Genomic DNA, 25,117 nt, shown 5'->3' with positions numbered 1-25,117 from the left:
GGCAGTCGGTGATAGCTTCTCTAAGCGCCCGGTTCATCGAGCACGAATCGATCCCGGGCTGTTGTCGCGCCGGGTGCCTGTCGGGGCGATGAAGTATGCCCTCATGGCAATGATGTCGGCTCCCACTATTGGCGCGGCGATTTATCGCTACAGCCGCTTTTCGAGACTGATCAACGACGACTACGAACTGCGATTAACGCGTGGATCGATATTTTGTACATTAACGGTCGAGGAATATGGAACTACGCGGCGATTCAATCCGATGGCCATTGAGTTCAATCTGAAGGTGTTTCATGGCCTGGCTTCATGGTTGATCGGGCGCAATCTTCCTCTCGTGAGAGTCGATTTTACGGCTCCCAAACCGCACTACCTTGATGACTTGAGTTTGCTTTTTCCTTGCAAATTGTATTTTGATCAGACTAAGGCGCAGATGGTGTTTGAAGCCGCATTGCTCGACATCAAAGTACAGCGCAACGAGCCGGAGATGCGTTCTTTTTTGGCGCATCAACCCAGAGACTGGCTCCATCCGGCTGTCAGCGCCCATCCGGCGCGCAGCGAAGTATGGCAATACCTGCTTGACACCAATCCGAGCACACCGACGTTAGCCGAGGTGGCCTGCGCACTGCGCGTGTCGGTCAGGACCATGGCGCGGCGTCTGGCTAACGAAGGCCAGACTTTTCAAGAGATCAAGGATGATTTGCGGCGTGATATTGCCATCGATCGCCTTGCGCACTCTAAAGATACGGTGGCGCAAATTGCCCACGATCTCGGCTTTGAAGATCCATCATCTTTTTACCGCGCTTTTCGACTGTGGACGGGGGTTACTCCTCGTGCATACAGGAGTGTTGCTGAGGAATAGCGTTCTGTTGCGCCTGAGCAGTTAAATCGGCATCCGAATCCGGATTGCCCATCCATCCGACAGCTATCTTCACTGTTCATTTTTACGTACCCCACTAAAAAACACCATAGCGATTTGGCACGATAAGCCATGTTGTTGGCTTGATGTGCTACCTCTGCGGGTTCAATCCCCTCCTATACTCCAGCCGTAAGTTGCGTTCTTCGCGGTTCTTCCGTGAGTCCTCAAGCTGTGCTGTCTTCATCGTTTTTAAACTGTAAAGGATCAAATGATTAGCTTCAATAATCGTGTCGCCATCGTCACCGGCGCTGCCAACGGTTTAGGTCGCAGCCATGCATTGGCCCTTGCTGCGCGCGGTGCGCGAGTTGTTGTGAGCGATCTGGGCGCAGATGGAAAGCCCTCAGAAAGTACGATTGCCGTGGTCGAAGAAATCCATCGTCACGGAGGCATCGCGATGGCCTCAGGTGCGGACGTCAGTGATGTCGAGCAAGTCCGGAAAATGATGGCCGAGGTCATGGCAGCCTGGGGTCGCGTTGATGTGTTGGTCAACAACGCTGGCATTCTTCGCGATAAATCGTTTGCCAAGATGGACATGGACGATTTCGATTTGGTGGTCAAGGTGCATCTGGGCGGTGCTGCTCATTGTACGAAAGCAGTCTGGCAAATCATGCGCGACCAGAACTATGGACGCATCTTGCTGACGTCGTCCGGCTCCGGTCTGTTTGGTAATTTTGGACAGGCAAACTATGGCGCGGCAAAGGCTGCGATGGTGGGACTGATGAACGTGCTACATATCGAAGGAGCCAGAAATGATATCCGGATCAATGTCTTAGTTCCGACCGCGGCAACGGCCATGACCGAGGGGTTGTTTACGCCCGAAGTCCTGGCGTTAGCCACACCAGAATCGGTGAGTCCGGCGATGCTGTTTTTGACCAGTGAAGATGCACCTTCCAGAGTCATCCTCAGCGCCGGTGCCGGTGCCTACGCTGTGGTCCATGTCGTCGAGAGCGACGGCATCTATTTGCCGCCGGATGCGCGCACACCAGAACAGCTCACCGCCCGCTTTGAGCAGATGGCCAGCCTGGCAAATGCGCGGTCATTGCCGAACGCGTTTGCGCAGACCAAGAAATATACGGAACTGGCAAGAGCTGCATCACAGGATTAAGTTTCTTTGCATATTGATTCCCTGTAGTGCTGTTGAACAACTATAAAAAAATACCCTTATATTCACGGAGACAAAATAATGAAAAACGATTTCGATCTGGCGCACCAGCAGGCTACCGGTAAGGCCATGGCAAGGCTGATTCCGATGATGTGTGCGATTTACTTTATGTCCTTTTTAGATCGTACCAACGTCTCCCTTGCGAAAGCGCATCTCGCTATTGATTTGGGCATTAGTGCTGGGTCCTATGGTATCGGTGCGGGCATCTTTTTTCTGGCCTATGCATTGCTTGATGTACCCAGTAATTTGATGGCATATCGGGTTGGACCTCGTCGCTGGATTTCCAGAATCGCAGTGACTTGGGGCGCGATTTCAGCTTCGATGATGTTTATTCAGGGCGAGTATTCTTTTTATGCGCTGCGTATTTTATTAGGCGTCGCTGAAGCGGGCTTATTCCCTGCCCTGATGTACATGGTGACATTATGGTTTGCGCCAAAAGACAGAGGCGTTGTGGTCGGTTGGATTTACATCGCGCCAGCACTGGCATTAGCGATTGGTAATCCACTGGGCGGTGCGTTGATGCAAATGGATGGAATTGGCGGCCTGCACGGATGGCAATGGCTATTTTTACTGGAAGGCTTGCCGACTATTTTCGTGGGCATATTTCTGTGGTTTAAGCTGCCTGAGCGTCCGAGCGATGCGGGTTGGCTGACCACAGCCGAGGCTAATATTCTGGAGAAAAATGCCAATCCGGAAAAGCACGCACACGGTTACGCAAAACACTGGCGCTTGGCGTTGAAAAATCCAACGACGATTTTGATCGGCTGCATCTACTTCTTTAATCAGGTGGCTTTTTTAGGGCTGGTATTTTTCACCCCTTCTATCATTGCGCAAATGCAGATTAAACAGCCGTTTTTGATTGGTCTGCTAGCCAGCAGCATCGGTGTCGGCGTCTTGCTGGGTGTACTGACTTTGCCAAGACTCCATCGCCGCTTCGGTCATGATGCATGGTCACTCGGCTTGGCAACAGCGGGATTCGCCGTCAGTACACTGGCGTTAATCCTCACGACACAGCATGTCGGCAAGGTTGCTCTTTTTATTCTGACGGCGTTCTTTGGTGGCGGAATTTTGCCTCTCTATTGGGCCGTTGCGATGAAACGCGTACAGGGCATCCAAGCCGCAGCCGGTCTTGCGTTTATCAATACCATCGGCTTGATTGGTGGATTTGTCGGCCCTTATTTGTTCGGCTTGGCAGAGGCTTCGTCTGGTCGGAGCGATTCCGGATTGTATGTGGCGGTGGCGGCTTCATTGCTTGGGCTTTGTCTGGTACCTGTTCTGGCTAAGTCGATACGTTCGGATGGCTTTTCAGGGAATCAGAATGCAGCGACAGCTAGCGCGCTAGCCGAGGCGTCTTGACAGATATGCGCTGATAACACGTGTAGCAAACAGTTTCTGATAGTGCGTACATCGTCAGAAAAAATCGTATCCCGGCACCTCCGGTGCCGACTCCCATAGCAACGTATTTTGACGAATCGCTACCCGTCGGGACAAACGCGCTTTGCGCTTTGCTGCGTGCGTTGTTTCGTTTGGTGATTTGTAGGACAACCCAAGAGGCCAGAACATTAAAAGCTAACAACCATCGTCAAAAAGTTCTAAAAAAGTGCGGAAAAATCGCTCAGAACGATTACTTCATCGCACGAAAATTATAAAAATCCGGAGACAACAACATGCAAAAATCTATTTTATCCATAGCCACTTTCGCTACTTTAGCCACCCTTTCGGCTGCCAGTTACGCGCAATCAAGCGTCACCTTTTACGGCACCGTCGATGCGGGCGTCGCGTACACCGACAATGGCGCAGTCGCTCCCAAGGCATCGAACGCGCTGTCGGTGACGTCCGGCATTCTGGTTCCTTCGCGCTGGGGTTTTATGGGTACAGAGGATCTTGGCGACGGACTAAAAGCGAAGTTTCAGCTTGAGGCCGGTTTTGATTCCGATACCGGGGCCATGAAGACTTACTCGGGTAATCCTTCCACGGCTACGCCAAGCTCACCGGGTGGCGCTTCTATCAACGGTCTTTTCAATCGGCGCTCTTTCGTCGGTCTTGAAGGACATTTCGGCAGCCTTTCTTTTGGCCGCGACTATACCCCGCTGTATTGGACGGTTCTCGATACGGATGTACAAAAGCTAGGCTTGTACGGCAACGTCCAGCAAATCGTGCTGCTGTCAGGTACCGGGTCCGATCGGTTCGGACGTGCCAGCAACGCGGTGTTTTATGTTTCGCCTGAACTTGATGGTTTCCAGGGACGCGCCATGTTTAGTTTTGGCTCAGAAAGCCCGGGGGGTGCAGGCGGTCTCCCAAGCGATGCTAACCATATGTGGGCCGTTTCTGGTCGGTACGCTGTGGATGGGCTGCTGGTTTCCGGTACGTATCAACAAATTCAATTACCAACGGTAGTCGGTACCGGAGCTCAGGCCGCTTTCGATGGCACAACCGGCGCACGCAAAGATGCGGTCGTCGGCGTTAAATATACCTTCGGAAATTTTTCCGTGGCAACCGGCTACTTTCAGACTAAGCAACCCATCGCGCATAGCGACACCAGCGACGTTTGGCTAGGCGGCACCGCGACCTTGGGGACCGGTACTGTGCTGGTGAACTTGCAGCGGATGCGCCAGGATGCGGCAGTCGGAGCGGCTAAAACAGCCAATGTCTTCGCGTTAAGTTATGTCTATCCGTTATCGAAACGTACATCTCTTTATGCTACTTCAGGCATACTCAACAACAGTTCTACTGCGGCCTTTGCGCTGGTGGCGAGTGATCCGGCTGTTGGACCTTCGGCTGCCGGGGCTACCGTTAAAGCGCTTGCGCTGGGTATCCGGCATAACTTTTAAGCACGAGAATTGTGGTGGAAGTGCCGAGTCTTTCGGCACTTCCACCGCATTAAAAAGGAAAAACTATGAATGGCTTAATGATGTCCGGGAGATTATTAATCTCCTCATTAATCGTGCATGCAGATCGTCATCATGGCGATACCGAAATTGTCTCGCGTCGGGTCGAGGGCGATATTTTTCGCTACACCTATCGCGACTGTCACCGCCGTGCGCGTCAACTGGCGAACGTACTGACAGGGTTAGGCGTCAAGGGCAGCGACCGGGTGGCGACGCTGGCATGGAACGGATACCGGCATCTGGAGCTTTACTATGCGATCTCGGGTATGGGTGCGGTCATGCACACACTCAATCCGCGCTTGCATCCTGAGCAGGTGACGTATATGGCGAATCACGCGGAAGATCAGTATCTCTTCTTCGATCTGACATTCTTGCCCATCATTCAATTGATCGCCGCCGAGTGCAAAACAGTCAAAGCTTTCGTCGCCATGACCGACCGCGCACATATGCCGCAAGATGCAGGGATTGCCAACCTGTTGTGTTACGAAGAATTGCTCAATGCGGCGTCGGACGACTATGCGTGGCCGACGTTTGACGAAGATACGGCATCGGCCTTGTGTTACACCTCGGGCACCACAGGCAACCCCAAGGGCGTCCTCTACAGTCACCGCTCTACCCTGCTCCACACGTATGCTGCCGCATTGCCGGACGCGATGAACTGTTCTGCGCGGGACGTTATTTTGCCTGTGGTGCCGATGTTTCATGTCAACGCCTGGGGTATTCCTTATATCGCCTGCATGGTCGGTGCCAAGCTGGTGTTTCCGGGTCCGGGAATGGATGGCAAATCACTCCACGAACTCCTCGAAACCGAACAAGTGACAATGGCGGCAGGCGTGCCGACCATCTGGCAAAGTTTGCTGAGTTACATGGAACACAACGGGGTGAAGTTTTCAAGCATGACGCGCACCGTGATTGGCGGAAGTGCTTGCCCACCGGCCATGTTGCGCAAGTTCGAAGATGTTTACGGGGTGCATGTTTTGCATGCCTGGGGGATGACCGAACTCAGTCCGCTCGGAACCGTCTGTGCGCTCAAACCCCGATTGTTAGCGGCCAGCCCTGAAGAACGCTACGCAGTTCAGGCGAAACAGGGGCGTTCGATTTATGGTGTGGACATGAAAATCGTCGGCGAAGACCGCGGCGAACTGCCGTGGGATGGCAAATCTTCAGGGGACTTGCTGGTACGCGGCCCGTGGGTTGTCAGCGCCTATTTCAAAAATGAAGGCAACGCCTGCCTTGAAATCGATGCTGAGGGGAATGGTTGGTTTCCGACCGGTGACATTGCCAATATTGATGCCGATGGCTACCTGCAAATTACCGACCGCAACAAGGACGTCATCAAGTCTGGCGGCGAATGGATAGGCTCAATTGAACTCGAAAACATTGCGATGGCGCATCCGGCTGTTTTCATGGCGGCCTGCATCGCGGTGAAGCATCCAAAATGGGATGAACGTCCGTTATTGGTGGTCGTCAAAAAACCCGATGCGGTTCTGGATCGGGATGCATTGATCGCCTTTTATGAAGGTAAGATCGCCAAATGGTGGACACCTGACGATGTAGTTTTTGTCGACGCGCTTCCCACGGGCGCGACCGGCAAGATCCTGAAGAACAAGTTGCGCGAACAGTTTGTGCATTACGTACTTCCTACGCTATGAGGTGCAATCTCTGTAGGGGACGATCCTGGAGGATTTGAGCGGGTGCAGCAATCAGTCGTCTGGACTTAGCAGATATTCACGCACGAGTTCCCGAGCACGGTGCAGCCGACTCTTGATTGCACCAGGCTGCTCCCCGAGACGCTCGGCGATTTCTGCGATGGTCAGCTCTTCAAAGTCACGTAGCAGCACGACCTCAAGATAGTGCGCTGGCAACGATTCAAGCGCATGCGTGAGGTCAATTCTCAAAGCATCATCGGTTCGGCAGGCCACCTGCTGCTCGGCCACTTCATCTTCCAGCGGCGCATGCTTGAACATCATGCGTTCAAGCTTCCGGCATTCGCGCTTGATGACGGTGAATAGCCAAGAGGAAAAGGCAACGGCGACTTTCAGGCCCGTGACCTTGCGCGAAATAATCAGCAAGGACTCCTGTACGGCGTCATCAATATCGCTGACGTGGCAATGCCTGCGAGCATAACGGCGGGCATCCGCCTGGCATACTACTAGCAGACGAGAGATCGCCGCCTGGTCTCCGGTCTGGGCCGCCAAGATCAGGCTCTCTCGTTCGATCACGTTTACCGTCATGATTCAGTGCCTTTTGTCGAGCTTGCGGCCTACCATCGCGCACATGGGGCAAAAGCCAAACAGACCCGTCATAGCCAACATGGCACCCATGATGCCAGCACCAATACCCAAGTCCGACGAGCCCCAGTTCATGCCGACAAACACAAGTGCCATCACACCCATGATGAGACGCAGCGCACGTTCCCAGTTGGGCATATTTTTTGCGTAGAACATTTCATTCTCCTTTTGTGGTTGTAGGACCGAGGACGTCCCTCCCTTGTTAGGAGGGACCGGGCAAGCAAAACGGTTCGCGGATCAACTGAAAAAACATCTCTGTATGTCAGGCAAGGTCAAGTCTGTATGACGTCGTATCAAAAATGCGTTGTCAATGTAGTCAACCAGGCGGGAGATATCTCGACTAGCCACGTCTCAAGCGGCTTGTCGGCTCCAGTCAGTATCAGCACTGCGATACTCATCATCATGGCTCCCAGTACGATCTTTCCAGTTTTCCCTGCCTGCATCAGCTTTCCGCGCATCCTCATCATAGCGGCGCGGGAGAGATAGGCAAGACCGACGACTGGTATGGCAGCGCCAAGGCCGAAAATGCCCATGAGCAAGGCGACTTGCAGCAGGTGCGATCCCTGGCTGGCCAGCATGACGGCGGCACCGAGTGTGGGACCGACACAAGGGCTCCAGACTACGCCTAATGCCAAACCGATGGCGAATTGTCCTTTGATGCCATTGAGATTAAGGCGGGAAATGAAATTGTCACCGGCATTACCGATCCCGGACGTGGCCGCAGCGAAGCGCTGCTGTAGGCTAGCTGACATCAACACTAGTCCGAGCGCACCTAAGATCACAGCACCTACATTTCGGAAGAGGGAGGCGTCAATGCCGATGGCCGAGCCCGCCCATGCGATCAGTGTTCCGATGATGGCATACGAGAGAGCCAGGCCACCTGCCAGGGCCAGTGGCGCGCGAGGATGCGCAGCCGTGGCCGAGCCCAACAAAATGGGCAAGATAGGCAAGACACAAGGCGACAAGGTAGAGAGCAACCCGGCCAGCAGGCCAAACCCGTAGGAGCCAAGCCCAAATTCCATCAGTTGGCCGCCTTCTTGAACATACTCTCGATTCCGGCAGGCGTGGTGTCGCCGACGGAACGGCCTGTTTCCTTACCACCCTTGAAAGCGATCAAGGTACTTTGCATGCTGACCTTGAATTGCTTGAGGACAGTTTTTTCAGTATCGAAGTCCACCGTTAGGATCGCCACGTCTTTGTAGGCAGGCTGTTTAGAAAGGCTCTCTATGATGGGTTTCTGGGCCTTACAGGTTGGGCACCAGGTGGCAGACACATCCAACACGACCGGCTTGCCGTCATGGGCCAGCTTATCGAAATCCTGCTGCGTAAAAGGTTTTGGCTCGGCTGCAGATGCGACTGCGACTGCAGCCCACAGTATGAGCGCGGTAAAGAGGATGCTAGATCGTTTCATGGAGTTCTCCTTGGTACAGGTTGGTAAATGGGCGGTCTTGAAGGTTTTTTGCATTATGGCCATGTAGGTTTGTACACGCTTTACGGCCAAGCTGGTTGCATGCCATGGCTACAGTGTGCGGGTAAGGTTTGGCGAAGCTGGTCAAGAAAGCGCCATGGTTGGCATCGCAGGATGCGAACGACGCGATTTTCATGGAATACCTCCTTTCATAGTAGTTACTGACTAAGAGGCGGTGAAAGAGCAAAACGATTCGCAGTCGAGAAAAAATTTTTCGCTGTCCGCGAACCCAAATGCAGCGATGTGACCTCTTAGCTGGTGAGGACAGTCCTCAACTATTCATCTTTTAGGAGAACCGCATGAAGACACAACTGAAACTGGCCACACTGGCCGCTTTAACCGCAGCAACCCTGGCATTGCCCGCAGCAGCCCAAGATACCACCGCAGTCCCGGCTAAGTGCACACCCAGCGCTATGATGAAATGTGGTACCAAGTGCGCGCCGAAATGCCACGCGAAAAAGCACACTGGTAAAAAGTCTGTCAAATGCGGGGCCAGCAATTGCGCCCCCAAATGTGGTCCAAAGTGCACACCCAAGAACTGAACTTCATGACGGTAGCGCGGCCACGTTCGCTCCAGCCCGACGTCCGTCTGGCGGCGGCCGGGCGGCGCCTACTGGATACTTACGCGGGTCTGGCCGAGCGTGGCGTACACCTGCTAGGTCGATTGCTGGCTGACCAAGCTCCGCAGCAGTGGGCGCACTACCCGGAAGATGATGCCATCGACAAATCCAGCGGCTACCAATGGTTTTATCACTCGCACAGTCCCGAGGATCGACCTGGTGCGGTGGAGCATGGTCACATTCACTTATTTGCCAGAAAACCCCTATGGGGAAGAAGGCGGCAATCAAGGTCGGAACGCGCCTTCGCCGAGCTGTGCGGCAACCCGTCTGCCAATTCGACGACGCGACATCTGCTCACTATCGGATTCGACTCGAAGGGATTACCCATCTCGCTGTTCACTGTCAACAGTTGGGTGACGGGCGACTTAATGCTAGGGCCAGACTTGAGCCTGGAACTGATCTCGTCAATGGAGCTCAACACCGGGCATCCAGACATCGATGCTGTCATCGAGTCGGTCACCCGGCTATGTGAGCCGGAGTTGCGAGAATTGATGTGGCGGCGAGACGACGCCCTGCACTCGCATCCCGCTGCCGACAAGCTGCGAGACGAAACGCTGGAACTGCTTTCGGAAGTCCGCATTGATCTGGATGCGAAGTTATCTGCTTTCATGACCGATTAAGTCACTGAGCGCGACCGCCTGCTGGCACTACCCGATGCCAAAGATGAGCTGATCCGGCTCTACACCGTCAACGACAACGACCTGTCGCTAGGCGTTTGTACCAGGTACTCGGAGCATGGGTATTACCCTCCTCCGATATTTTGAGGTCTATCCTGAACAGTTGAATGTATCGGCAAAAAAGAGTCGACTTTTTATCTGATCAATTTACCCAGCATCTGCGTAAATCTGGCGACGTGGAGGGACTCTGGTGAAGGCAACCGGGCATCCTTCGATTTAACCTGAAAACGCAGTTGACCGCGTCAAGTCACCTATAAGTGATTGCGTTGAATATTTTGTCAGTCAATACTGTTACCTGCTTGGTGAGCACGCTTTTCCGGCTCCCTGGTGTCGTTGCTCATCCATCATTTTATCTATTCGGAAAAATCAGACAAACAATGACACACATAAAAATATTAGCCTTCGATATCTTCGGCACAGTCGTTGACTGGCACGCCAGCATCGCCCGCGAAATTGACGGTATGCAGCTGGGGATAGATGGCGCGGAGTTTGCTCTTGCGTGGCGGGATGGGTATAAGCCGGCTATGCAAAGAGTTGCATCGGGTGAGTTGGGTTGGACGCTGATCGATGATTTGCATCGCTTGATTCTCGATGATCTGCTCGAACGGTTTGACGTGGGTGGCTTGGATGAGATGCAGAAGCGCCGTTTAAACAAAATTTGGCATCGACTCGATGCGTGGCCGGATTCAGTCGAGGGCTTGATACGCCTGAAATCCCGGTTCACTATTTGTTCCCTGTCTAACGGCAACATCGGATTGCTTGCCAATATGGCGAAACATGCAGGATTGCCGTGGGATTGCATCTTGTCGGCGGAAGTATTCAAAAAATATAAACCGGATCCGGCGACCTATCTCGGCGTTGCCAAGATATTTGATGTCGCACCAGATGAAGTCATGCTGGTTGCTGCGCATCAGGACGATTTGGACGGGGCGCGCAAGGCAGGCTTAAAGACGGCTTACATTGAACGCCCCCGTGAGTTTGGGGCCAGTCGGATAAAGGATGTCTCTGCGCATCCTGAGAATACTTATCATGCAACTAGCATTGTTGCGCTGGCAGATATTCTTGGATGTTAGGGGTACTTGCCGCCCGATATTTTTACGCCGTCAAAATCATTATTTTTTCAAATCCGCCAATTCAGCAAGACCGCTGCCGCCATCCGCATAGGCGGCCTGAAAACTTGGCCGTTCTTTCCAGCGCCGCCACATAGCATCGAGATGTTCAAAGCGCTCATCCAGCGGTGTTGCATTGACCTCAAACTTCGAAAATGCAATAGCCGTGCACAAGGTAATGTCGGCGAAAGTTGGCGCGTCGCCACCTAGCATCCACGCACGACCATCGGACAGATGACGATCAACGAGCGCGGCATGTGATAAGGCTTCTTTGCGGCAATGTTCGCCCCATTGCGGATTGTGCGTCAGCTCCAGTTTTGGGCCGAGACCTTGATGCATGACATGGAACATCGTGACGATGCGATACAGAATATGGGTCCAGATACGGTTTTCCCACATCGTGTCCTGCCCTTGCTCAAGCGCCGTGGCACCCATGATTTTTCGGCCGGGGAAATGCTGATCGAGATAACGCGCAATACCCGCCGTCTCCGACAGATAACCGCCGCCTTCGAGCGCCAACGTTGGTGTTTCGCCCCAAAGATTCATTTTTAAATGCGGCCATTTACGTTGTTCTCCGCCCGGAGCCATATCGTAGACAGTTTCTTCGAACTGGTCAGCAATGCCTTTTTCATGGATGAACAGGCGCAAGCGCTGTGGATTCGGGAAGGCCGATGGCGAAGTGTAGAGGTGAAGTTTACTGGTCATGGACGTTCCTTGGAGAGTGGTATGGGCGCGAATCGATAAATTTGAGGGAAATATGCGTTGGCCGCATGTGGCGTCGCAACAGATGCATTTTCAAGTCGGATAATAGACGATTAAACAAGTTAACGTTGGTGCAGCACAGATTACAAAAATCCCACATTGCCATCTGATACATCTCTAAATATAATATAGTCCCCTACCCTATATTTCATTGATATCAGAGCTGTCCTATGAGTCATACTATTCGTGACAAACAAAAACTTCTAAATCGGGTACGTCGTATTCGAGGGCAGATTGATGCGATTGAACGCGCATTGGTCGACGAGAGCGATTGCATCAACGTGTTGCAGCAAATTACCAGTTGCCGTGGCGCAATGACAGGCTTGCTGGCCGTGGTGCTGGAAGATCATATTCGAACGCATTTAGTCGACGCGGATGCCCATGAAGGTGAACATAGAGAGCACGGGGACGCCAAAGAGCAGCTAATCGACGTTGTGCATAGTTTTTTTAAGTGAGCCCATTATGGAACTGAAAAATTTTTACGAAACGCCCTTTGCGGTCGGGCATGACCATGTATTTTTGGGTGAGGGTCATGATCAGAACGGCCGAAAAACATGGGCTGTGATCGTCCTGTGCAGCGTGATGATGTTGGCCGAGATTATCGGCGGCAAACTGTTTGGCTCACTGGCGTTGGTCGCCGATGGCATACACATATCGACGCACGCCGGGGCGATGCTCATTGCAGCGCTGGCCTATACCTATGCGCGCAAACATGCGAACAACCCGCGCTTTGTGTTCGGCACCGGTAAGTTGGGCGATCTGGCGGGATTTACCAGCGCTATTATTTTGGCAATGATCGCGGCGCTGATCGGCTATGAGGCGATTGCACGTCTTATGTCGCCGATACCGATTCACTTCGGTGAAGTAATTCCGATTGCCATCGCAGGATTGTTGGTCAATATCGTCAGTGCGTGGTTATTGAGCGGCGGCGATCATCACGGGCATAGTCATGGTAACCAGCATGCACATGCTGAGCATCACCAGCATGATGAGCACATTCATGAACATGCGCACCACGCGCATGGCCCAGACATACGCGATCACAATATGCGTGCAGCGTATGTTCACGTTGTTGCTGATGCCGCCGTCTCAGTGCTGGCAATTATCGGCCTACTGTTGGCAAAGACGTTTGGCTGGCTGTGGATGGACCCGGTGGCCGGTATTGTTGGCGCGCTGGTCATTGCGAATTGGTCATTTGGCCTGGTGCGCGATACGGGAGCGATTCTGATGGATGTCAGCTCCGACGATACGATGGCAAATAAGGTACGCGCTATCGTTGCAGTGGCGGGGGATAAATTGGTCGACTTGCACGTCTGGCGCTTAGGCCCCGGACACTTCGGGGTCGTCGCTTCTCTGGTCACCAACGATCCTGCACATGGACCGGCTTACTTTCATAGTGCCCTGCGGCAATGCAAAGGGTTATCTCACATCACTGTCGAAGTCCATACGGCGCAGCGCCTGGCGTAGTGTCAGGTGAAAGCTTATTCCATCGTCGCAAGAAATCGCCTGACAACATCGCCAATCTGGTCAACAGTTACGCCTGTTTCGGGAAACCGTTCGCGGCTACGTTGGCCATTTTTTTCGACGTCGAAGCCATAGCTATCAATGCCCAATACCCGTCCTCTAAAAGAACCCGAAAAGGTATCGGCGATCTCTTGCAGCAGATTTCTTTCATCGATCAGAGACAACACTTCTGCCCTCTCCCATTGATCCTTTTCAACCCAACCCATGAGACCAAATCCGGCAACGTAACGCGCCCGCTGCGGCTGCAGGCGGTAAAAGGAAAAATCGCCCAATGCCAGATAATCCCTGGCATCAGGGTGATAACGAACATAACGTGCGATTAGCTCCGGCGAAGGGGTAATCGCTATCGCATCGCCAACAATCGACATGCGTTCAGTCGTCAACATATTTTGATGATCCTGACGATGAATCAATACACTTGAACGGCAATCCGCCATCAGATTTTTTGTATGCTCGGCCAGAGCGCTGATAAGAAATATCGGGCAATGTTGTTCATCGACCGCAAACGGTAAAATCGTTGCAAAAGGATAGCCGGGAAGCTGTGTTGAATGCGTCGCCAAATTGCCCCAGGTGGTTTCATGGAGCAAATGTATTGCAGAGGGAAAATTAATTTTCATACGCTAGCATTCAATAAATGGGGGACTACCAACGACAAAAATGCTAATAAAAGTACATTATTATATGCCCTGAGCGCATACAAAATCACCACTTGGCCTACGAATGAAAACCTCCCTTTTTGTGAATACCTTCCTCCACCCGCGTCTGTCAGGGTGAACATTGCGGGTTTCTCTACGGGTGCGCAATCAGAAAAAAACTGGCTTCGAAACAGCATCAGATAATGGAAATCATCCCCGATTGCAGCCACAATGGTGCATGTGTTTTTCCGTCGAAAATTGGCCGAAAAGCGCTTTTTAATTAACAAGCTCAAAGTAAGTACAAGATGGACAAAATAGATAAACAGATACTGGCAATCCTGCAAGAAGATGCGACCGTGGCGGTCGCCGAAATTGCCGAGAAGGTGAACTTGTCGCTCACGCCGTGTTGGCGTCGGATTCAAAAACTGGAAGAAAACGGCTATTTACTACGCAGGGTTGCCCTGCTTAACCCAAACAAGCTCAATGTGGGCGTGACAGTGTTTGTCTCAATCAAAACCAATCAACATAATGCGGCTTGGTATGAGCAGTTCAGTGCCACGGTGCAACTCATCCCGGAAGTAGTCGAGTTTTACCGTATGAGCGGCAATGTCGATTATCTTCTTCGCATAGTGGTGCCGAATATCGCCGCCTATGACAAGGTATATCAAAAGTTGACACAAACGAATGCGCTGTTTGACGTCAACGCCAGCTTTGCGATGGAGCAGATTAAACACACTACAGCGCTACCGCTGGCATACCTCGACGTTGATTAATTGTTGCAGCGCTTAAAGCGCCGCCGCCATGCAGGTAAAGGCCCGTTCCATGTCGCGCTTGAGATCGTCGATATTTTCCAAGCCGACATGAATCCGTATCAACGGATTTTCATACGTCTTGCGCGATGCCACGCGGGTTGGCGGTTTGTCGATCGGTAGCGCAAGACTCTCGTACCCGCCCCAGGACAGGCCGATACCGAATAACTCCAGGCTATCAAAAAAACTGGCGAGCGCAGGACGGCCTACCGGTTTCAATTCAATCGTGAACAAGCCACTGGCACCAAGAAAGTCGCGCTTCCAGAGCGCATGTCCTGGGTCTGATGGCAAGGCAGGATGCAAGACACGTTCGACTAGCGGCTGCGTTCCTAAATATTCTGCCAACTGCATGCCGCTATCCCAATGCTGACGCAAACGTACCGCCATACTGCGCATACCGCGCAAGGCCAGATAGATATCATCCGGACCGGCAGTCTGACCAAAATCATGCGCGCCTTGCTTCAAAATCGGCCACGCTCGTTGATTTGCGCTGGCCACGCCTAGCAATGCATCAGAATGGCCGACGATATATTTGGTCGCTGCGTGTATGGAGACATCGACGCCGTGCTCGAACGGCTTGAAATACAAGGGCGTCGCCCACGTATTGTCCATCAGCACGTAAGCGCCGACTTTGTGCGCTTCTTCCGCAATGGCGGGAATATCCTGGACTTCAAAGGTCCATGAGCCGGGCGACTCCACAAAGACGATGCGGGTGTTGGGACGCACTAAATGGCGAATTTCGCCACCGATCAGAGGATCGAAAAATTCCACCTCAACGCCCATGCGGCGCAATACGCGCTCAGCAAAAGTACGGGTCGGGCCATAGGCGCTATCGGTAATTAATACATGGTCGCCGACCTGAACGAACGCCATGATGCTGTGCGTACAAGCCGACAATCCCGACGGAAACACCAGCGCATGATCGCCGCCTTCCAGCGTGGTAATGGCCTGCTCGAATGAGCGCGTGGTGGGGGTGCCAAAACGGCCATATTGGGCCATTGGATTGTCAGTCTGACGCCCGGCTTCCCAATCATCGAGGTTGTCCGCCATGATGGTTGAGCCGCGAAAAACCGGCGTGTTGACCATGCCGCCGTAGAGTGACGGCGCACGACCGGCGTGAATGAGTTGGGTATCAACGTGCTGCGCGCGATGTTTACTTGATAACGCATTCGATAAGTTAGCCAAATCAGCATTCATATCAATGTGGACATCGCCGGAGGCATTTGAAGTGACGCTTGAACTTGCGTTTGAAGAGATAATTGAAGACATATTTTTTCCATCAAATGGCCTGCATGGCGAGATTACCAGGAACAATTTTAAATGGACTCATCAGGAAAAAATTTCCAAAATCTTCTTTGAGTGGTAATAAATTAGAAATTTTTATCAATATTAATAAGATAAAAAATAATGATTTTTAATTTAATAATTTATTTTCCAAATCTGAATAAATGTTCGTCATTTCATAACTAGTCCGATATTTCTGAATGTAACGCAATCAAAGGGGGATTAAGCGTACTAGCAGCCTGTCGGACTTAGGGGATCGATACCGGAATTTCCTATAAATTTCCATTTGTTATCAACGATGTCCCATTTATCAGGTTGATCGTCTGGGACTAAATACATCCTGGAGAGAGTATTTTCTTCGGCAACAAATCCAAGCGACTTGTAAGCATCCGCTCCATACAGAGCCGAGAGAGATAGCTCTCCAAAATAGCCCTCTGCATGCGATATATTGACAGCCTCTTCCATCATCACTGGCCCCAGCGCCTGAATTCCAGGATGGACTATTATCTGATTGATTTCGAGACGCCCCTCAGAACGCCCCATGTCCATCGACATGACACCAGCAGGAATATCTTCATCGCCCTCTCCTTTTGCATAGCCAACGACCAGAACATCCGATTCAAAATCAAATTGCCGTAATAGCGCCATAGAGCCCTCAATTCTTGAATTCCATTTTTCTTGTTGCATCACTGCAACTGGATTATCAATATAAAACTCTTCCATTTTAATTGGGTGCCAATTTTCACGAATGTCATATTGCATCGACTCAACTGCATTTCGAGCTTCTTCTTTACCAACAATCCTGATCGGTTCACTTTGTTGGGGAGCAGACTCGGACGTAGATAGAGATTTAAAGGCAGTCATAGTCGCACCTATTTGCATATTATTTCCCTGTAACTTCTTAATTGAATATTTGGAGCGGAAGTATTGCATATAGGCAAAAGAGAATACTCTGGATTACATAGCGAAAAGTGCTTCTTTAATCTAGGTTTTTTCTGAATTTCGACAGACTTTTCTGTCGACCAATAAGAAATCTCGTACGCAGGGCTTATCCAGTCGAATAAATTCCCAATCCAATACTGACCTTATCCATATCAATTAATATGCACAACATCTTAATGATGTCTAAATCATATATTTGACAACGCGCTAGGCCCAAGGCACTCTAGCCGCAGATTCGCCACTATTTTTTGTTATTTTTACCCACACCTTATTGAATAAGAACACTGGAGATTGAAGTCATGCCGGAATATCGCTCACGCACCACCACCCACGGTCGCAATATGGCCGGCGCACGCGCACTTTGGCGTGCTACAGGCATGAAAGATGGCGATTTCGACAAGCCGATTGTCGCGGTGGTCAACTCTTTCACCCAGTTCGTCCCCGGTCATGTCCACCTGAAAGACCTCGGCCAAATGGTCGCCCGCGAGATTGAAGCCGCCGGCGGCGTTGCCAAAGAATTCAACACCATCGCCGTCGATGACGGTATCGCCATGGGTCACGGCGGGATGCTGTACTCCCTGCCTTCGCGTGAGCTGATCGCCGACTCGGTCGAATACATGGTCAATGCGCACTGTGCCGATGCCATGGTGTGTATTTCAAATTGCGACAAAATCACCCCCGGCATGTTGATGGCCGCGATGCGCCTCAACATTCCGGTCGTGTTTGTCTCGGGCGGTCCGATGGAAGCCGGAAAAATCATTGAAAAAGTCATCCCCGGCCAACCGCCAGGTACCCAAAGAATCATCAAAATTGATTTAGTGGACGCCATGATCAAGGCCGGTGACGCCTCGGTCAGCGACGCCGATATCGATGAAATCGAACGCTCGGCTTGCCCGACTTGCGGCTCTTGTTCGGGTATGTTTACCGCTAACTCAATGAATTGTCTGGTCGAAGCGCTGGGCTTAGCCTTGCCGGGTAACGGCACGATTCTGGCAACCCACGCGGATCGCAAAGAACTATTCCTGCGCGCTGGTCGTTTGATCGTCGAACTGGCAAAACGCCATTACGAGCAAGACGATTACTCCGTCCTGCCACGCACAATTGCCAACAAGGCTGCATTTGAAAACGCCATGACGTTAGACGTCTCCATGGGCGGATCGACCAATACCGTGCTGCATCTGTTGGCAGCGGCGCAAGAAGCCGAAGTTGAATTCAAGATGGCCGACATTGACCGTATTTCACGCCACGTTCCTTGCCTGTGCAAAGTCGCGCCGATGACTGACAAATATCATATTGAAGACGTCCATCGCGCCGGTGGCATCATCAGCATTCTGGGTGAACTGGCACGCGCAGGCTTGCTCGACACCACACGCCCGACCATCCACAGCAAAGATCTGGCCGAGGCAATCGCTCACAACGACATCACCCAAACCCAGGACCCGGCTGTCCATAAACTGTTCAGCGCCGCACCGGGCGGGGTCGCGACACAAACCGCGTTCTCGCAAGAAAAACGCTTTGCCAGTCTGGATATGGACCGCAGCAACGGTTGCATCCGCGACAAAGAGCACGCCTATTCGCAAGATGGCGGTCTGGCGGTGTTGTACGGTAATCTGGCAGTCAACGGCTGCATCGTCAAAACCGCTGGGGTTGATGAAAGCATCCTCAAATTTACGGGAATAGCGCGCGTGTTCGAGAGTCAGGATTCGGCAGTTGAGGCAATTCTGGGTGATGTAGTCAAGGCTGGCGACACCGTCATCATTCGCTACGAAGGTCCAAAAGGCGGCCCCGGCATGCAAGAAATGCTGTATCCGACTTCGTATATCAAATCCAAAGGTCTGGGCAAATCATGCGCACTGTTCACGGATGGTCGCTTCTCCGGCGGATCGTCAGGACTAGTGATCGGCCATGCTTCGCCGGAAGCGGCGGAAGGCGGTGCGATTGGTTTGGTTGAGGATGGCGATACGATTGAAATCGATATTCCGAATCGTCGTATTCACCTGGCGATCAGTGATGAGGCGTTGGCGCTGCGACGTGCTGCGATGGATGCCAAGGGCAAGGATGCATGGAAGCCGGTTAATCGCCAGCGTTATGTTTCGCAAGCGTTGCAAGCGTATGCGGCGATGGCGACATCGGCTGATCGCGGTGCGGTGCGGGATATTAGTCAGTTGAAACGTTAAAACAACGCGTTAAATCAAAAAAATGCGCCAATGGCGCATTTTTAATGGATGTTAAATATTGAAGTCATCCTACTCAGATGACCATTTTTTAAAAGCAATCAGCAATTTTTTTAGTTCTAAGTGTTTTTCAATAGCCTTAGCCCATGCATCCCGATGTAAGGATGCTTTATCAGCGGCACGGGTTGGATCGTTAGCAGCGCTAGCCAGTTCTCCCACCAATAGAAGCTGTTCATTACCAGCTGCAATGAGTGCTTTTCCATTTTTTAGCCAGGGGGGAGCAAAAGAATTGAATCTCTCGATCCTTTGCTCAGCTGTCTCTACACACTCTTCAGCAAGCTTCACTAGTGAAGATACTGCTAGCGTCAAGTCAGTCCCTTGATGCTTTACAAGCATATCTATTATTTTTAGATTGTTGGTTCCATCCATGGAATTATTGTCAAATGCTTTGTTTAATGCCTTATTTAAGGCGGCGTTGCCGTCAGTATCGATGCGATTGACATCACAGCGACCGTCATCAATTAATAATTGACACATTTCCAACTTATTCTCAGTTGCTGCGTTTAAGAAAGGCTCGCCTGCGTTCATGTCAATGTCAGGTATTTTCTGAAGCATTTTAACGAACGCTATGTGTCCATTATGTGCAGATAATCCTAAGGCTGTGAATCCGAGTCCGTTGATTGCGTTGCAATGAACGTCCGCCGCAAGTATGGTCTGACCAATCGGAATACATCCCCTCCTTGCAACTGCTAACAAAGGTTCTAGATGCGGGACATAATCCGGACGCGCAATAAACCTGTTGACTAGCTGCATATCTTCAATCGCCGCTGCGAGCGCAAGATCCGACATATCATCAGTGCTATCCGGGCGGATTGTTGGCTGGTCAAGGAGAAAATTGGCTATGTTTAATTTCTTGTGCCCAATAGCCTCAGATAACGGCTCAGTTAGGTTAATGTCAACTTCGGGAAGACCCACGAGTACTTTAATTACCTTCGTATGTCCCTTTTTTACTGCTAACCGTAAGGGTGTGCTCTGGTTTTTAATGGCATTCAAAACGTCTGCTTCAACACCACTTTTAATGCAAAAGTTGAGCGCTTGTAGCGCTTGTGATTCATCATCGAGGCCTATTGCTTTATGGAGTTCTGTAATTTGTGTTTTTTTATCAAATTGTCGAAAACAAAAAGCAGCTTCATCGCTATACACCTGACTGAATGTTGCTAGTTTAGTGAGGTCTGAAAGATTGCTGAATCTTTTAACAATATTTGCATGTATTTCTGCGGGGAGCATATTGATCGTGGTCTTGGAATCTTCTTCTTTTTGACCAGCAACAAAGTTCACCAAGAAACTTTCTCTGGTTAATTCATCACCCGAAGAAGTAGCGTCGCTCGATGAAGTGGGTAAGTTTTGATTCGACGCATGAGTTACCAATAGCCTCTCGGGAAGAGGCGATTCAGGGCTGCTTGAAATGGGTGAGGTTTGATTGCTGTTCGTGATGTCGTTTACAGTAATAATCATAAAAAATAAATCCTTAGATTTGGAGGAGCGCTTTGTATAACGACTTTTTTATAGGGTTTATAAAAATCATCCTGGTCTCGCCATCTGATGCATAAGTCATAAATATATAAAAGCCAAAAATTCCGTCTGGTAGACCTACTAAAACGAGCCGCGCCAGAGCTTATCCATACGCCAAGAAAATTACTTCCATATTTTGCCGGTGCTGCGATGCAAGTTAGTACACCGCAGACAGAGGTGTTAGGGGTGAGGTAGCCTGACAAATTCGGACACACAAACTTGATAAACTACGATCAAAGGAGTGTGAATGAAGACGCAAAAAAGATATAGCCCGGAGTTCAAAGCTGAGGCGGTAAAAATGGTATTAAGCCAAGGTTTATCCGCAAGAGAAGCTGCCAAGCGGTTAGGTATGTCGCAAAGCAATTTAGCCAAATGGGTGGTGCTTGCTAAGGAACCTAAGTTAGGTAAAGTGACAAGCCGTGCTCTATGGCGTGCCGTAGCCCATCATCGACCATTGGCTGGATTGATTCATCATTCTGATCGTGGCAGCCAGTATTGTGCACATGCTTATCGCCAATTGGTAGAGCAGTTTGGCATGACCGTTTCAATGTCACGCAAAGGAAACTGCTATGACAATGCGCCGATGGAAAGCTGCTGGGGAAGCTTGAAAAATGAACTGGTTCATCATCGGCGATATGCTACCCGCGCTGAAGCTGAAGCCTCCATCGCTGAGTACATTGAAATTTTTTATAACTGTCAACGCAGGCATTCACGATTAGGAAATTTATCTCCTGCCGCATTTGCTAATAAATTCAGGAAGGAGCAAAAATCTGCTTGAGACACCTGTGTCCGGGATTGACAGAGCACCTCAGTCGATCACCCGTCGATCAATCGATCACTAGGCGCTCAGATTCAGTCCGTAGGCAAGGAAAGCAATACGACCGATTCACTATTGACGGCAAGGTGGGACAAAGTAGCTGCGAAACGTTTTTTGACAAGACCATGCAGGCGCATGGCGTTTCTGAAAAAGTCACGGTAGATAAAAGTGATGCCGACAAGGCGGCGATCGATGAGATCAATGCCGACAGAGACATCTCGATCGTCGTTCGGCAGATCAAATACATCAACAATATTGTCTAGCAGAGACATCGGGCTATCAAGCACGTGACCAAACCGATGGAACAATCCGATTTGTCTCTGCTAATGCGACGGAACGCTCTCAAGACACATACAAATGCGCAAACAACGCCTTACAAGAACCACTAACATCACCATCCAACACCATCTGCGAGGCACTCTCGATATCCGGTGCGAATAACCGATCACGCGCATAGAACGGCACTTTCCCCCGCACATCCTGATGCACCTGCAGCAGCATCGGCGAGGTCTTCAATGGCGCATGAAAGTCCACTCCTTGGGCTGCAGCCAGCAATTCAATCCCGATAATCGTCGCTGTGTTGCGCGCCATTTCATCCAGGCGCCGTGCAGCAAAGGTCGCCATGCTGACGTGATCTTCCTGATTAGCCGAGGTTGGCAGGCTATCGACACTGGCCGGATGCGCCATCGATTTATTCTCGGAGGCCAGCGCTGCTGCTGTGACGTGCGCGATCATGAAGCCGGAGTTGAGGCCCGGTTCATCCACCAGAAACGGCGGTAATCCTGAGAGCGAGGCATCAATCAACAAGGCGATGCGGCGTTCTGACAACGCGCCGATTTCGGCAATCGCCAACGCCAGTGTGTCGGCAGCAAAGGCGACCGGTTCTGCGTGAAAGTTGCCGCCCGAAATCACGACATCGTCATCTGCACCTTCGCCCATAAAGATCAGCGGATTGTCCGTTACCGCATTTGCCTCAATGAGCAAGGTGCGCGTAGCGTTGACGATTAAATCGTGGCACGCGCCCATGACCTGCGGTTGGCAACGCAGACTGTACGGGTCTTGCACGCGTTCATCATTGACCAGATGCGATTGCCGGATATTGCTGTTGCTAAGTAATGCACGATAAATCTGCGCCGTGGCCATTTGTCCCGGCTGGCCGCGCACGCTGTGCACGCGGGCGTCAAACGGTGCGTCGCTGCCTTTGGCGGCATCGACCGATAACGCCCCGGCCACGATCCCGGCTTCTAGCAGACGTTCGGCCATGAACAGTCCGTGCAATGCCAGTGCGGTAGATACTTGCGTGCCGTTGATGAGCGCCAAGCCTTCTTTGGAGGCCAGTACTACCGGCGCGATCCCCGCAGCATTCAGCGCTGCGCGTGCCGAGATTAATTTGCCAGCGACGCGGACATCGCCTTCGCCGATCAAGGCCAGCGTCATGTGCGACAGCGGTGCCAGATCGCCAGAGGCACCGACCGAGCCTTTGATAGGAATACAAGGCATGATCCCGGCGTTGTATAACGCCTGCAAAGTCTCAATCACCAACAAGCGGATGCCGGAGTAACCACGGCTCAGGCTGCCGATTTTCATCGCCATCACCAACCGTACTGCGGCGTCGTTCATCAATGGGCCGGTGCCGACTGAATGGGACAAAATCAGATTGCGTTGGAGGAGTTCAAGCTGTTCATCCGGGATACGCGTTTTGGCGAGTTTGCCAAAGCCTGTGTTAATCCCATAAGCGGCATCGCCTTTGGCAACGATACGCTTGACTACTGCGGTGGAGGCATTGATCGCTATATGCGCAGATTCTGCCAGTTTCAGCGGCGTGGCTTCGGCCCAGATGGCGCGCAAATCTGCAAGTGAAAAATGACCCGGTTGCAATGTTAATGGTGCGGATTTCATATTGGTCCTTACGTTGTTTGGTTAAATGATCTCGTTATTATTTTTAGTGTTTTGGAGTGGGTTATCTTATCCCGATATGAAGAAAATATGTATATACAACTTAAAATATTTTCAAACAATATCATTGTCCGCCAACACTGTTTTGGGGCATTTTCTTTGACGCATCTAACGACATAAGCATGAAGAAGACCATCCTTGCAGGATTTCATTACCGCTCTCGCTCTGAAACAGACGTAAGCGATTGGCAGCAAGCAGACGGGAGCGTAGACTACGGCCTCAGTCAATTTTGTATGTTGTGAATTGATTTTTTAAAACAGCCCTATTTATTACCCCTGTAATTTATCTGTTGCTCGATCGTTATAGCGGCACCGGGCCATTGCAGTTGGCGGGGGATAATGTTCCGGCTATCGTGGCACCGGTAACACTGCCGGTAGCTTCATAAACACTTTCATTTGGAGACGCAAGCATGTCTGATACTTTTACCTTACATCCAGCGCGTAGTGCTTTGCTGGTCATGGATTTTCAGGCACCGATTCTAGGCTTGTTAAGCGATCCGCTACCAGTACTGACCGCAACCGCAGCGACTATCGCCGCCGCCCGTAAAGCCGGTTTGCTGGTGATTTACATCGTGGTTGGATTTCGCCCGGGGCATCCTGAAGTGTCTTCGCGTAACAAAATGTTTAGTGCAGCCAAGGCTGCCGGATGGTTGGTGACCGAGTCGCCGGGGTCGGATATTGATGTTGTTGTGCAGCCAGCGTTGACTGACGTTGTGATTCTCAAACATCGGGTTGGCGCATTTAGTAATACCACGCTTGAAACTGTTCTTCGGGCACGTGATATCGATACGTTGCTGTTGTGTGGGGTGTCTACTAGTGGGGTGGTGTTGTCCACTACGCGGCATGCGGCTGATGCTGATTATCGGATTGTTGTGGTTGAGGATGCGTGTGCTGATCCTGATGCTGAGGTGCATCAGGTATTGATACAGAAGGTGTTGCCGCGGCAGGCGGATGTTGTGCGTTCGGGGGATGTGATTGCGGCTTTGGGTTAATACAGTTTCGGTCGTCGTTTTGAATACGTTTTCTACTCCGTTGATGCTTGCCGGGGGCGGCCCGGCAGCCGGTCACTTTTTCTTGCTTCGCCAAGAAAAAGTAACCAAAAAGAAGGCGACCGCAAATGCCGCTGCCCTTCGGGTCCCCAAATTTCCCTACCGCCAGCCGGGTCTGATGACCAACTCGCTGCGCTCAAACATGTCATCAGCCTGATCCGTCTGTCGGCAGGAAAATTTGGCAGCGTCAAATGACGGGGTACGTCAACTGCTACTTCAAAAGCAACGGCAACGTCAAAAGCAACTGCAACTGCAACTGCAACTGTGGCTGCGCCAGTGCTGCGGGCTTATTTTTTGCAGGCTTGGGCGGCATTTTCTAGTGCGGCTTTTCTGGCTTTTTGTAGCGTGCGGGTATGGCTATTGAGCCATTCGGTTTCGCCGATGGCATGCTCGCCCAATAGGGCGGCTGTGTCGATGGCGAATGTTTTCAATACCTCGCAATCGGTAACACTGAGCGCTAGCG

At 51.4% G+C, this 25,117-nt stretch carries 23 protein-coding genes and 2 pseudogenes; 14 read left to right on the top strand and 11 right to left on the bottom strand.

Annotated elements, in window-relative coordinates; genetic code table 11:
• The 5 genes from ACVBEF_RS14245 to ACVBEF_RS14225 all read left to right on the top strand — a co-directional run.
• On the top strand, window positions 1–859 hold an 859-nt coding region (locus ACVBEF_RS14245), incomplete at its 5' end, for an AraC family transcriptional regulator ligand-binding domain-containing protein (RefSeq protein WP_447124602.1).
• Window positions 860–1,124: 265 nt separating this feature from the next.
• Window positions 1,125–2,021: an SDR family NAD(P)-dependent oxidoreductase gene (locus tag ACVBEF_RS14240; protein ID WP_447124601.1), complete on the top strand. Its 897-nt coding sequence runs from the start codon at window positions 1,125–1,127 to the stop codon at window positions 2,019–2,021.
• A 78-nt stretch (window positions 2,022–2,099) separates the two neighbouring features.
• Window positions 2,100–3,434, top strand: coding sequence for an MFS transporter (locus ACVBEF_RS14235; protein ID WP_447124600.1), 1,335 nt, complete (start codon window positions 2,100–2,102; stop codon window positions 3,432–3,434).
• 311 nt (window positions 3,435–3,745) lie between these two features.
• Window positions 3,746–4,909, top strand: coding sequence for a porin (locus tag ACVBEF_RS14230; RefSeq protein WP_447124599.1), 1,164 nt, complete (start codon window positions 3,746–3,748; stop codon window positions 4,907–4,909).
• Between the two features lie 65 nt (window positions 4,910–4,974).
• Window positions 4,975–6,618: a 3-(methylthio)propionyl-CoA ligase gene (locus ACVBEF_RS14225; RefSeq protein ID WP_447124598.1), complete on the top strand. Its 1,644-nt coding sequence runs from the start codon at window positions 4,975–4,977 to the stop codon at window positions 6,616–6,618.
• Window positions 6,619–6,669: 51 nt separating this feature from the next.
• On the opposite strand, the gene ACVBEF_RS14220 is transcribed toward ACVBEF_RS14225, so the two are convergent.
• The 4 genes from ACVBEF_RS14220 to ACVBEF_RS14205 all read right to left on the bottom strand — a co-directional run bounded on the left by ACVBEF_RS14220 (window position 6,670) and on the right by ACVBEF_RS14205 (window position 8,668).
• Window positions 6,670–7,200 (bottom strand): RNA polymerase sigma factor, encoded by a 531-nt coding sequence (locus ACVBEF_RS14220; RefSeq protein ID WP_447124597.1) that lies wholly within the window; start codon window positions 7,198–7,200, stop codon window positions 6,670–6,672.
• Between the two features lie 3 nt (window positions 7,201–7,203).
• The gene (locus ACVBEF_RS14215; RefSeq protein ID WP_447124596.1) at window positions 7,204–7,413 is read right to left on the bottom strand and encodes a YgaP family membrane protein; all 210 of its coding nucleotides are present in this window, start codon (window positions 7,411–7,413) and stop codon (window positions 7,204–7,206) included.
• A 137-nt stretch (window positions 7,414–7,550) separates the two neighbouring features.
• Window positions 7,551–8,279 carry a cytochrome c biogenesis CcdA family protein gene (locus ACVBEF_RS14210; protein WP_447124595.1) on the bottom strand — a complete coding sequence of 243 codons (729 nt, stop codon included), beginning with the start codon at window positions 8,277–8,279 and terminating at the stop codon, window positions 7,551–7,553.
• Window positions 8,279–8,668, bottom strand: a complete 390-nt coding sequence (locus tag ACVBEF_RS14205) for a thioredoxin family protein (RefSeq protein ID WP_447124594.1) — start codon at window positions 8,666–8,668, stop codon at window positions 8,279–8,281. The genes ACVBEF_RS14210 and ACVBEF_RS14205 overlap by 1 nt, the downstream gene beginning before the upstream one ends.
• 541 nt (window positions 8,669–9,209) lie before the next feature.
• On the opposite strand from ACVBEF_RS14205, the gene ACVBEF_RS14200 reads away from it, so the two are divergent.
• Window positions 9,210–9,965: a DUF6969 family protein gene (locus ACVBEF_RS14200; protein WP_447124593.1), complete on the top strand. Its 756-nt coding sequence runs from the start codon at window positions 9,210–9,212 to the stop codon at window positions 9,963–9,965.
• 434 nt (window positions 9,966–10,399) lie between these two features.
• Window positions 10,400–11,095, top strand: a complete 696-nt coding sequence (locus tag ACVBEF_RS14195; protein ID WP_447124592.1) for a haloacid dehalogenase type II — start codon at window positions 10,400–10,402, stop codon at window positions 11,093–11,095.
• 39 nt (window positions 11,096–11,134) lie between these two features.
• On the opposite strand, the gene ACVBEF_RS14190 is transcribed toward ACVBEF_RS14195, so the two are convergent.
• Window positions 11,135–11,836: a glutathione S-transferase family protein gene (locus ACVBEF_RS14190; RefSeq protein ID WP_447124591.1), complete on the bottom strand. Its 702-nt coding sequence runs from the start codon at window positions 11,834–11,836 to the stop codon at window positions 11,135–11,137.
• A gap of 227 nt (window positions 11,837–12,063) precedes the next feature.
• Here ACVBEF_RS14190 and ACVBEF_RS14185 point away from each other — a divergent pair, with 227 nt between their 5' ends.
• Entirely contained in the window at window positions 12,064–12,348 is a 285-nt protein-coding gene (locus ACVBEF_RS14185) for a metal/formaldehyde-sensitive transcriptional repressor (protein WP_447124590.1), read from the top strand.
• Window positions 12,349–12,361: 13 nt separating this feature from the next.
• On the top strand, window positions 12,362–13,360 hold the full coding sequence (gene dmeF / locus ACVBEF_RS14180) for a CDF family Co(II)/Ni(II) efflux transporter DmeF (protein ID WP_447124603.1): 999 nt from the start codon (window positions 12,362–12,364) through the stop codon (window positions 13,358–13,360).
• Window positions 13,361–13,374: 14 nt separating this feature from the next.
• Here the strand turns inward: dmeF and ACVBEF_RS14175 are convergent, their stop codons facing one another.
• Window positions 13,375–14,034, bottom strand: coding sequence for a HugZ family pyridoxamine 5'-phosphate oxidase (locus ACVBEF_RS14175; RefSeq protein ID WP_447124589.1), 660 nt, complete (start codon window positions 14,032–14,034; stop codon window positions 13,375–13,377).
• Window positions 14,035–14,357: 323 nt separating this feature from the next.
• Here ACVBEF_RS14175 and ACVBEF_RS14170 point away from each other — a divergent pair, with 323 nt between their 5' ends.
• A complete protein-coding gene (locus tag ACVBEF_RS14170) occupies window positions 14,358–14,825 on the top strand; it encodes an Lrp/AsnC family transcriptional regulator (protein WP_447124588.1) in 468 nt (155 codons plus the stop codon).
• Between the two features lie 12 nt (window positions 14,826–14,837).
• Here ACVBEF_RS14170 and metC read toward each other — a convergent pair whose 3' ends face one another.
• Window positions 14,838–16,130 carry a cystathionine beta-lyase gene (metC, locus tag ACVBEF_RS14165; protein WP_447124587.1) on the bottom strand — a complete coding sequence of 431 codons (1,293 nt, stop codon included), beginning with the start codon at window positions 16,128–16,130 and terminating at the stop codon, window positions 14,838–14,840.
• A 246-nt stretch (window positions 16,131–16,376) separates the two neighbouring features.
• Window positions 16,377–17,009 (bottom strand): hypothetical protein, encoded by a 633-nt coding sequence (locus tag ACVBEF_RS14160; protein ID WP_447124586.1) that lies wholly within the window; start codon window positions 17,007–17,009, stop codon window positions 16,377–16,379.
• Between the two features lie 377 nt (window positions 17,010–17,386).
• Between ACVBEF_RS14160 and ilvD the strand changes: the two genes are divergently transcribed.
• The gene (gene ilvD / locus ACVBEF_RS14155; RefSeq protein ID WP_447124585.1) at window positions 17,387–19,264 is read left to right on the top strand and encodes a dihydroxy-acid dehydratase; all 1,878 of its coding nucleotides are present in this window, start codon (window positions 17,387–17,389) and stop codon (window positions 19,262–19,264) included.
• Window positions 19,265–19,333: 69 nt separating this feature from the next.
• Here ilvD and ACVBEF_RS14150 read toward each other — a convergent pair whose 3' ends face one another.
• Entirely contained in the window at window positions 19,334–20,776 is a 1,443-nt protein-coding gene (locus ACVBEF_RS14150) for an ankyrin repeat domain-containing protein (protein WP_447124584.1), read from the bottom strand.
• Between the two features lie 304 nt (window positions 20,777–21,080).
• Here ACVBEF_RS14150 and ACVBEF_RS14145 point away from each other — a divergent pair.
• Window positions 21,081–21,212 (top strand): annotated as a pseudogene (locus tag ACVBEF_RS14145) (transposase); the annotation flags it as partial.
• Window positions 21,213–21,239: 27 nt separating this feature from the next.
• Window positions 21,240–21,611: pseudogene (locus ACVBEF_RS14140) on the top strand (IS3 family transposase); the annotation flags it as partial.
• Window positions 21,612–21,685: 74 nt separating this feature from the next.
• Here ACVBEF_RS14140 and ACVBEF_RS14135 read toward each other — a convergent pair.
• Both ACVBEF_RS14135 and hutH read right to left on the bottom strand, forming a co-directional pair.
• Window positions 21,686–21,922, bottom strand: coding sequence for a hypothetical protein (locus ACVBEF_RS14135; RefSeq protein WP_447124583.1), 237 nt, complete (start codon window positions 21,920–21,922; stop codon window positions 21,686–21,688).
• Between the two features lie 70 nt (window positions 21,923–21,992).
• Complete coding sequence (gene hutH, locus ACVBEF_RS14130; protein ID WP_447124582.1) at window positions 21,993–23,549, bottom strand: histidine ammonia-lyase; 1,557 nt, start codon at window positions 23,547–23,549, stop codon at window positions 21,993–21,995.
• A gap of 466 nt (window positions 23,550–24,015) precedes the next feature.
• Here hutH and ACVBEF_RS14125 point away from each other — a divergent pair, with 466 nt between their 5' ends.
• Window positions 24,016–24,597, top strand: coding sequence for a cysteine hydrolase family protein (locus ACVBEF_RS14125; protein WP_447124581.1), 582 nt, complete (start codon window positions 24,016–24,018; stop codon window positions 24,595–24,597).
• Window positions 24,598–25,117 lie beyond the last annotated feature (520 nt).

The sequence above is a fragment of the Glaciimonas sp. GG7 genome (assembly GCF_052976905.1).
The sequence above is the reverse complement of the archived record's forward strand: the minus strand, read 5'-3'. Positions and strand labels throughout refer to the sequence as shown.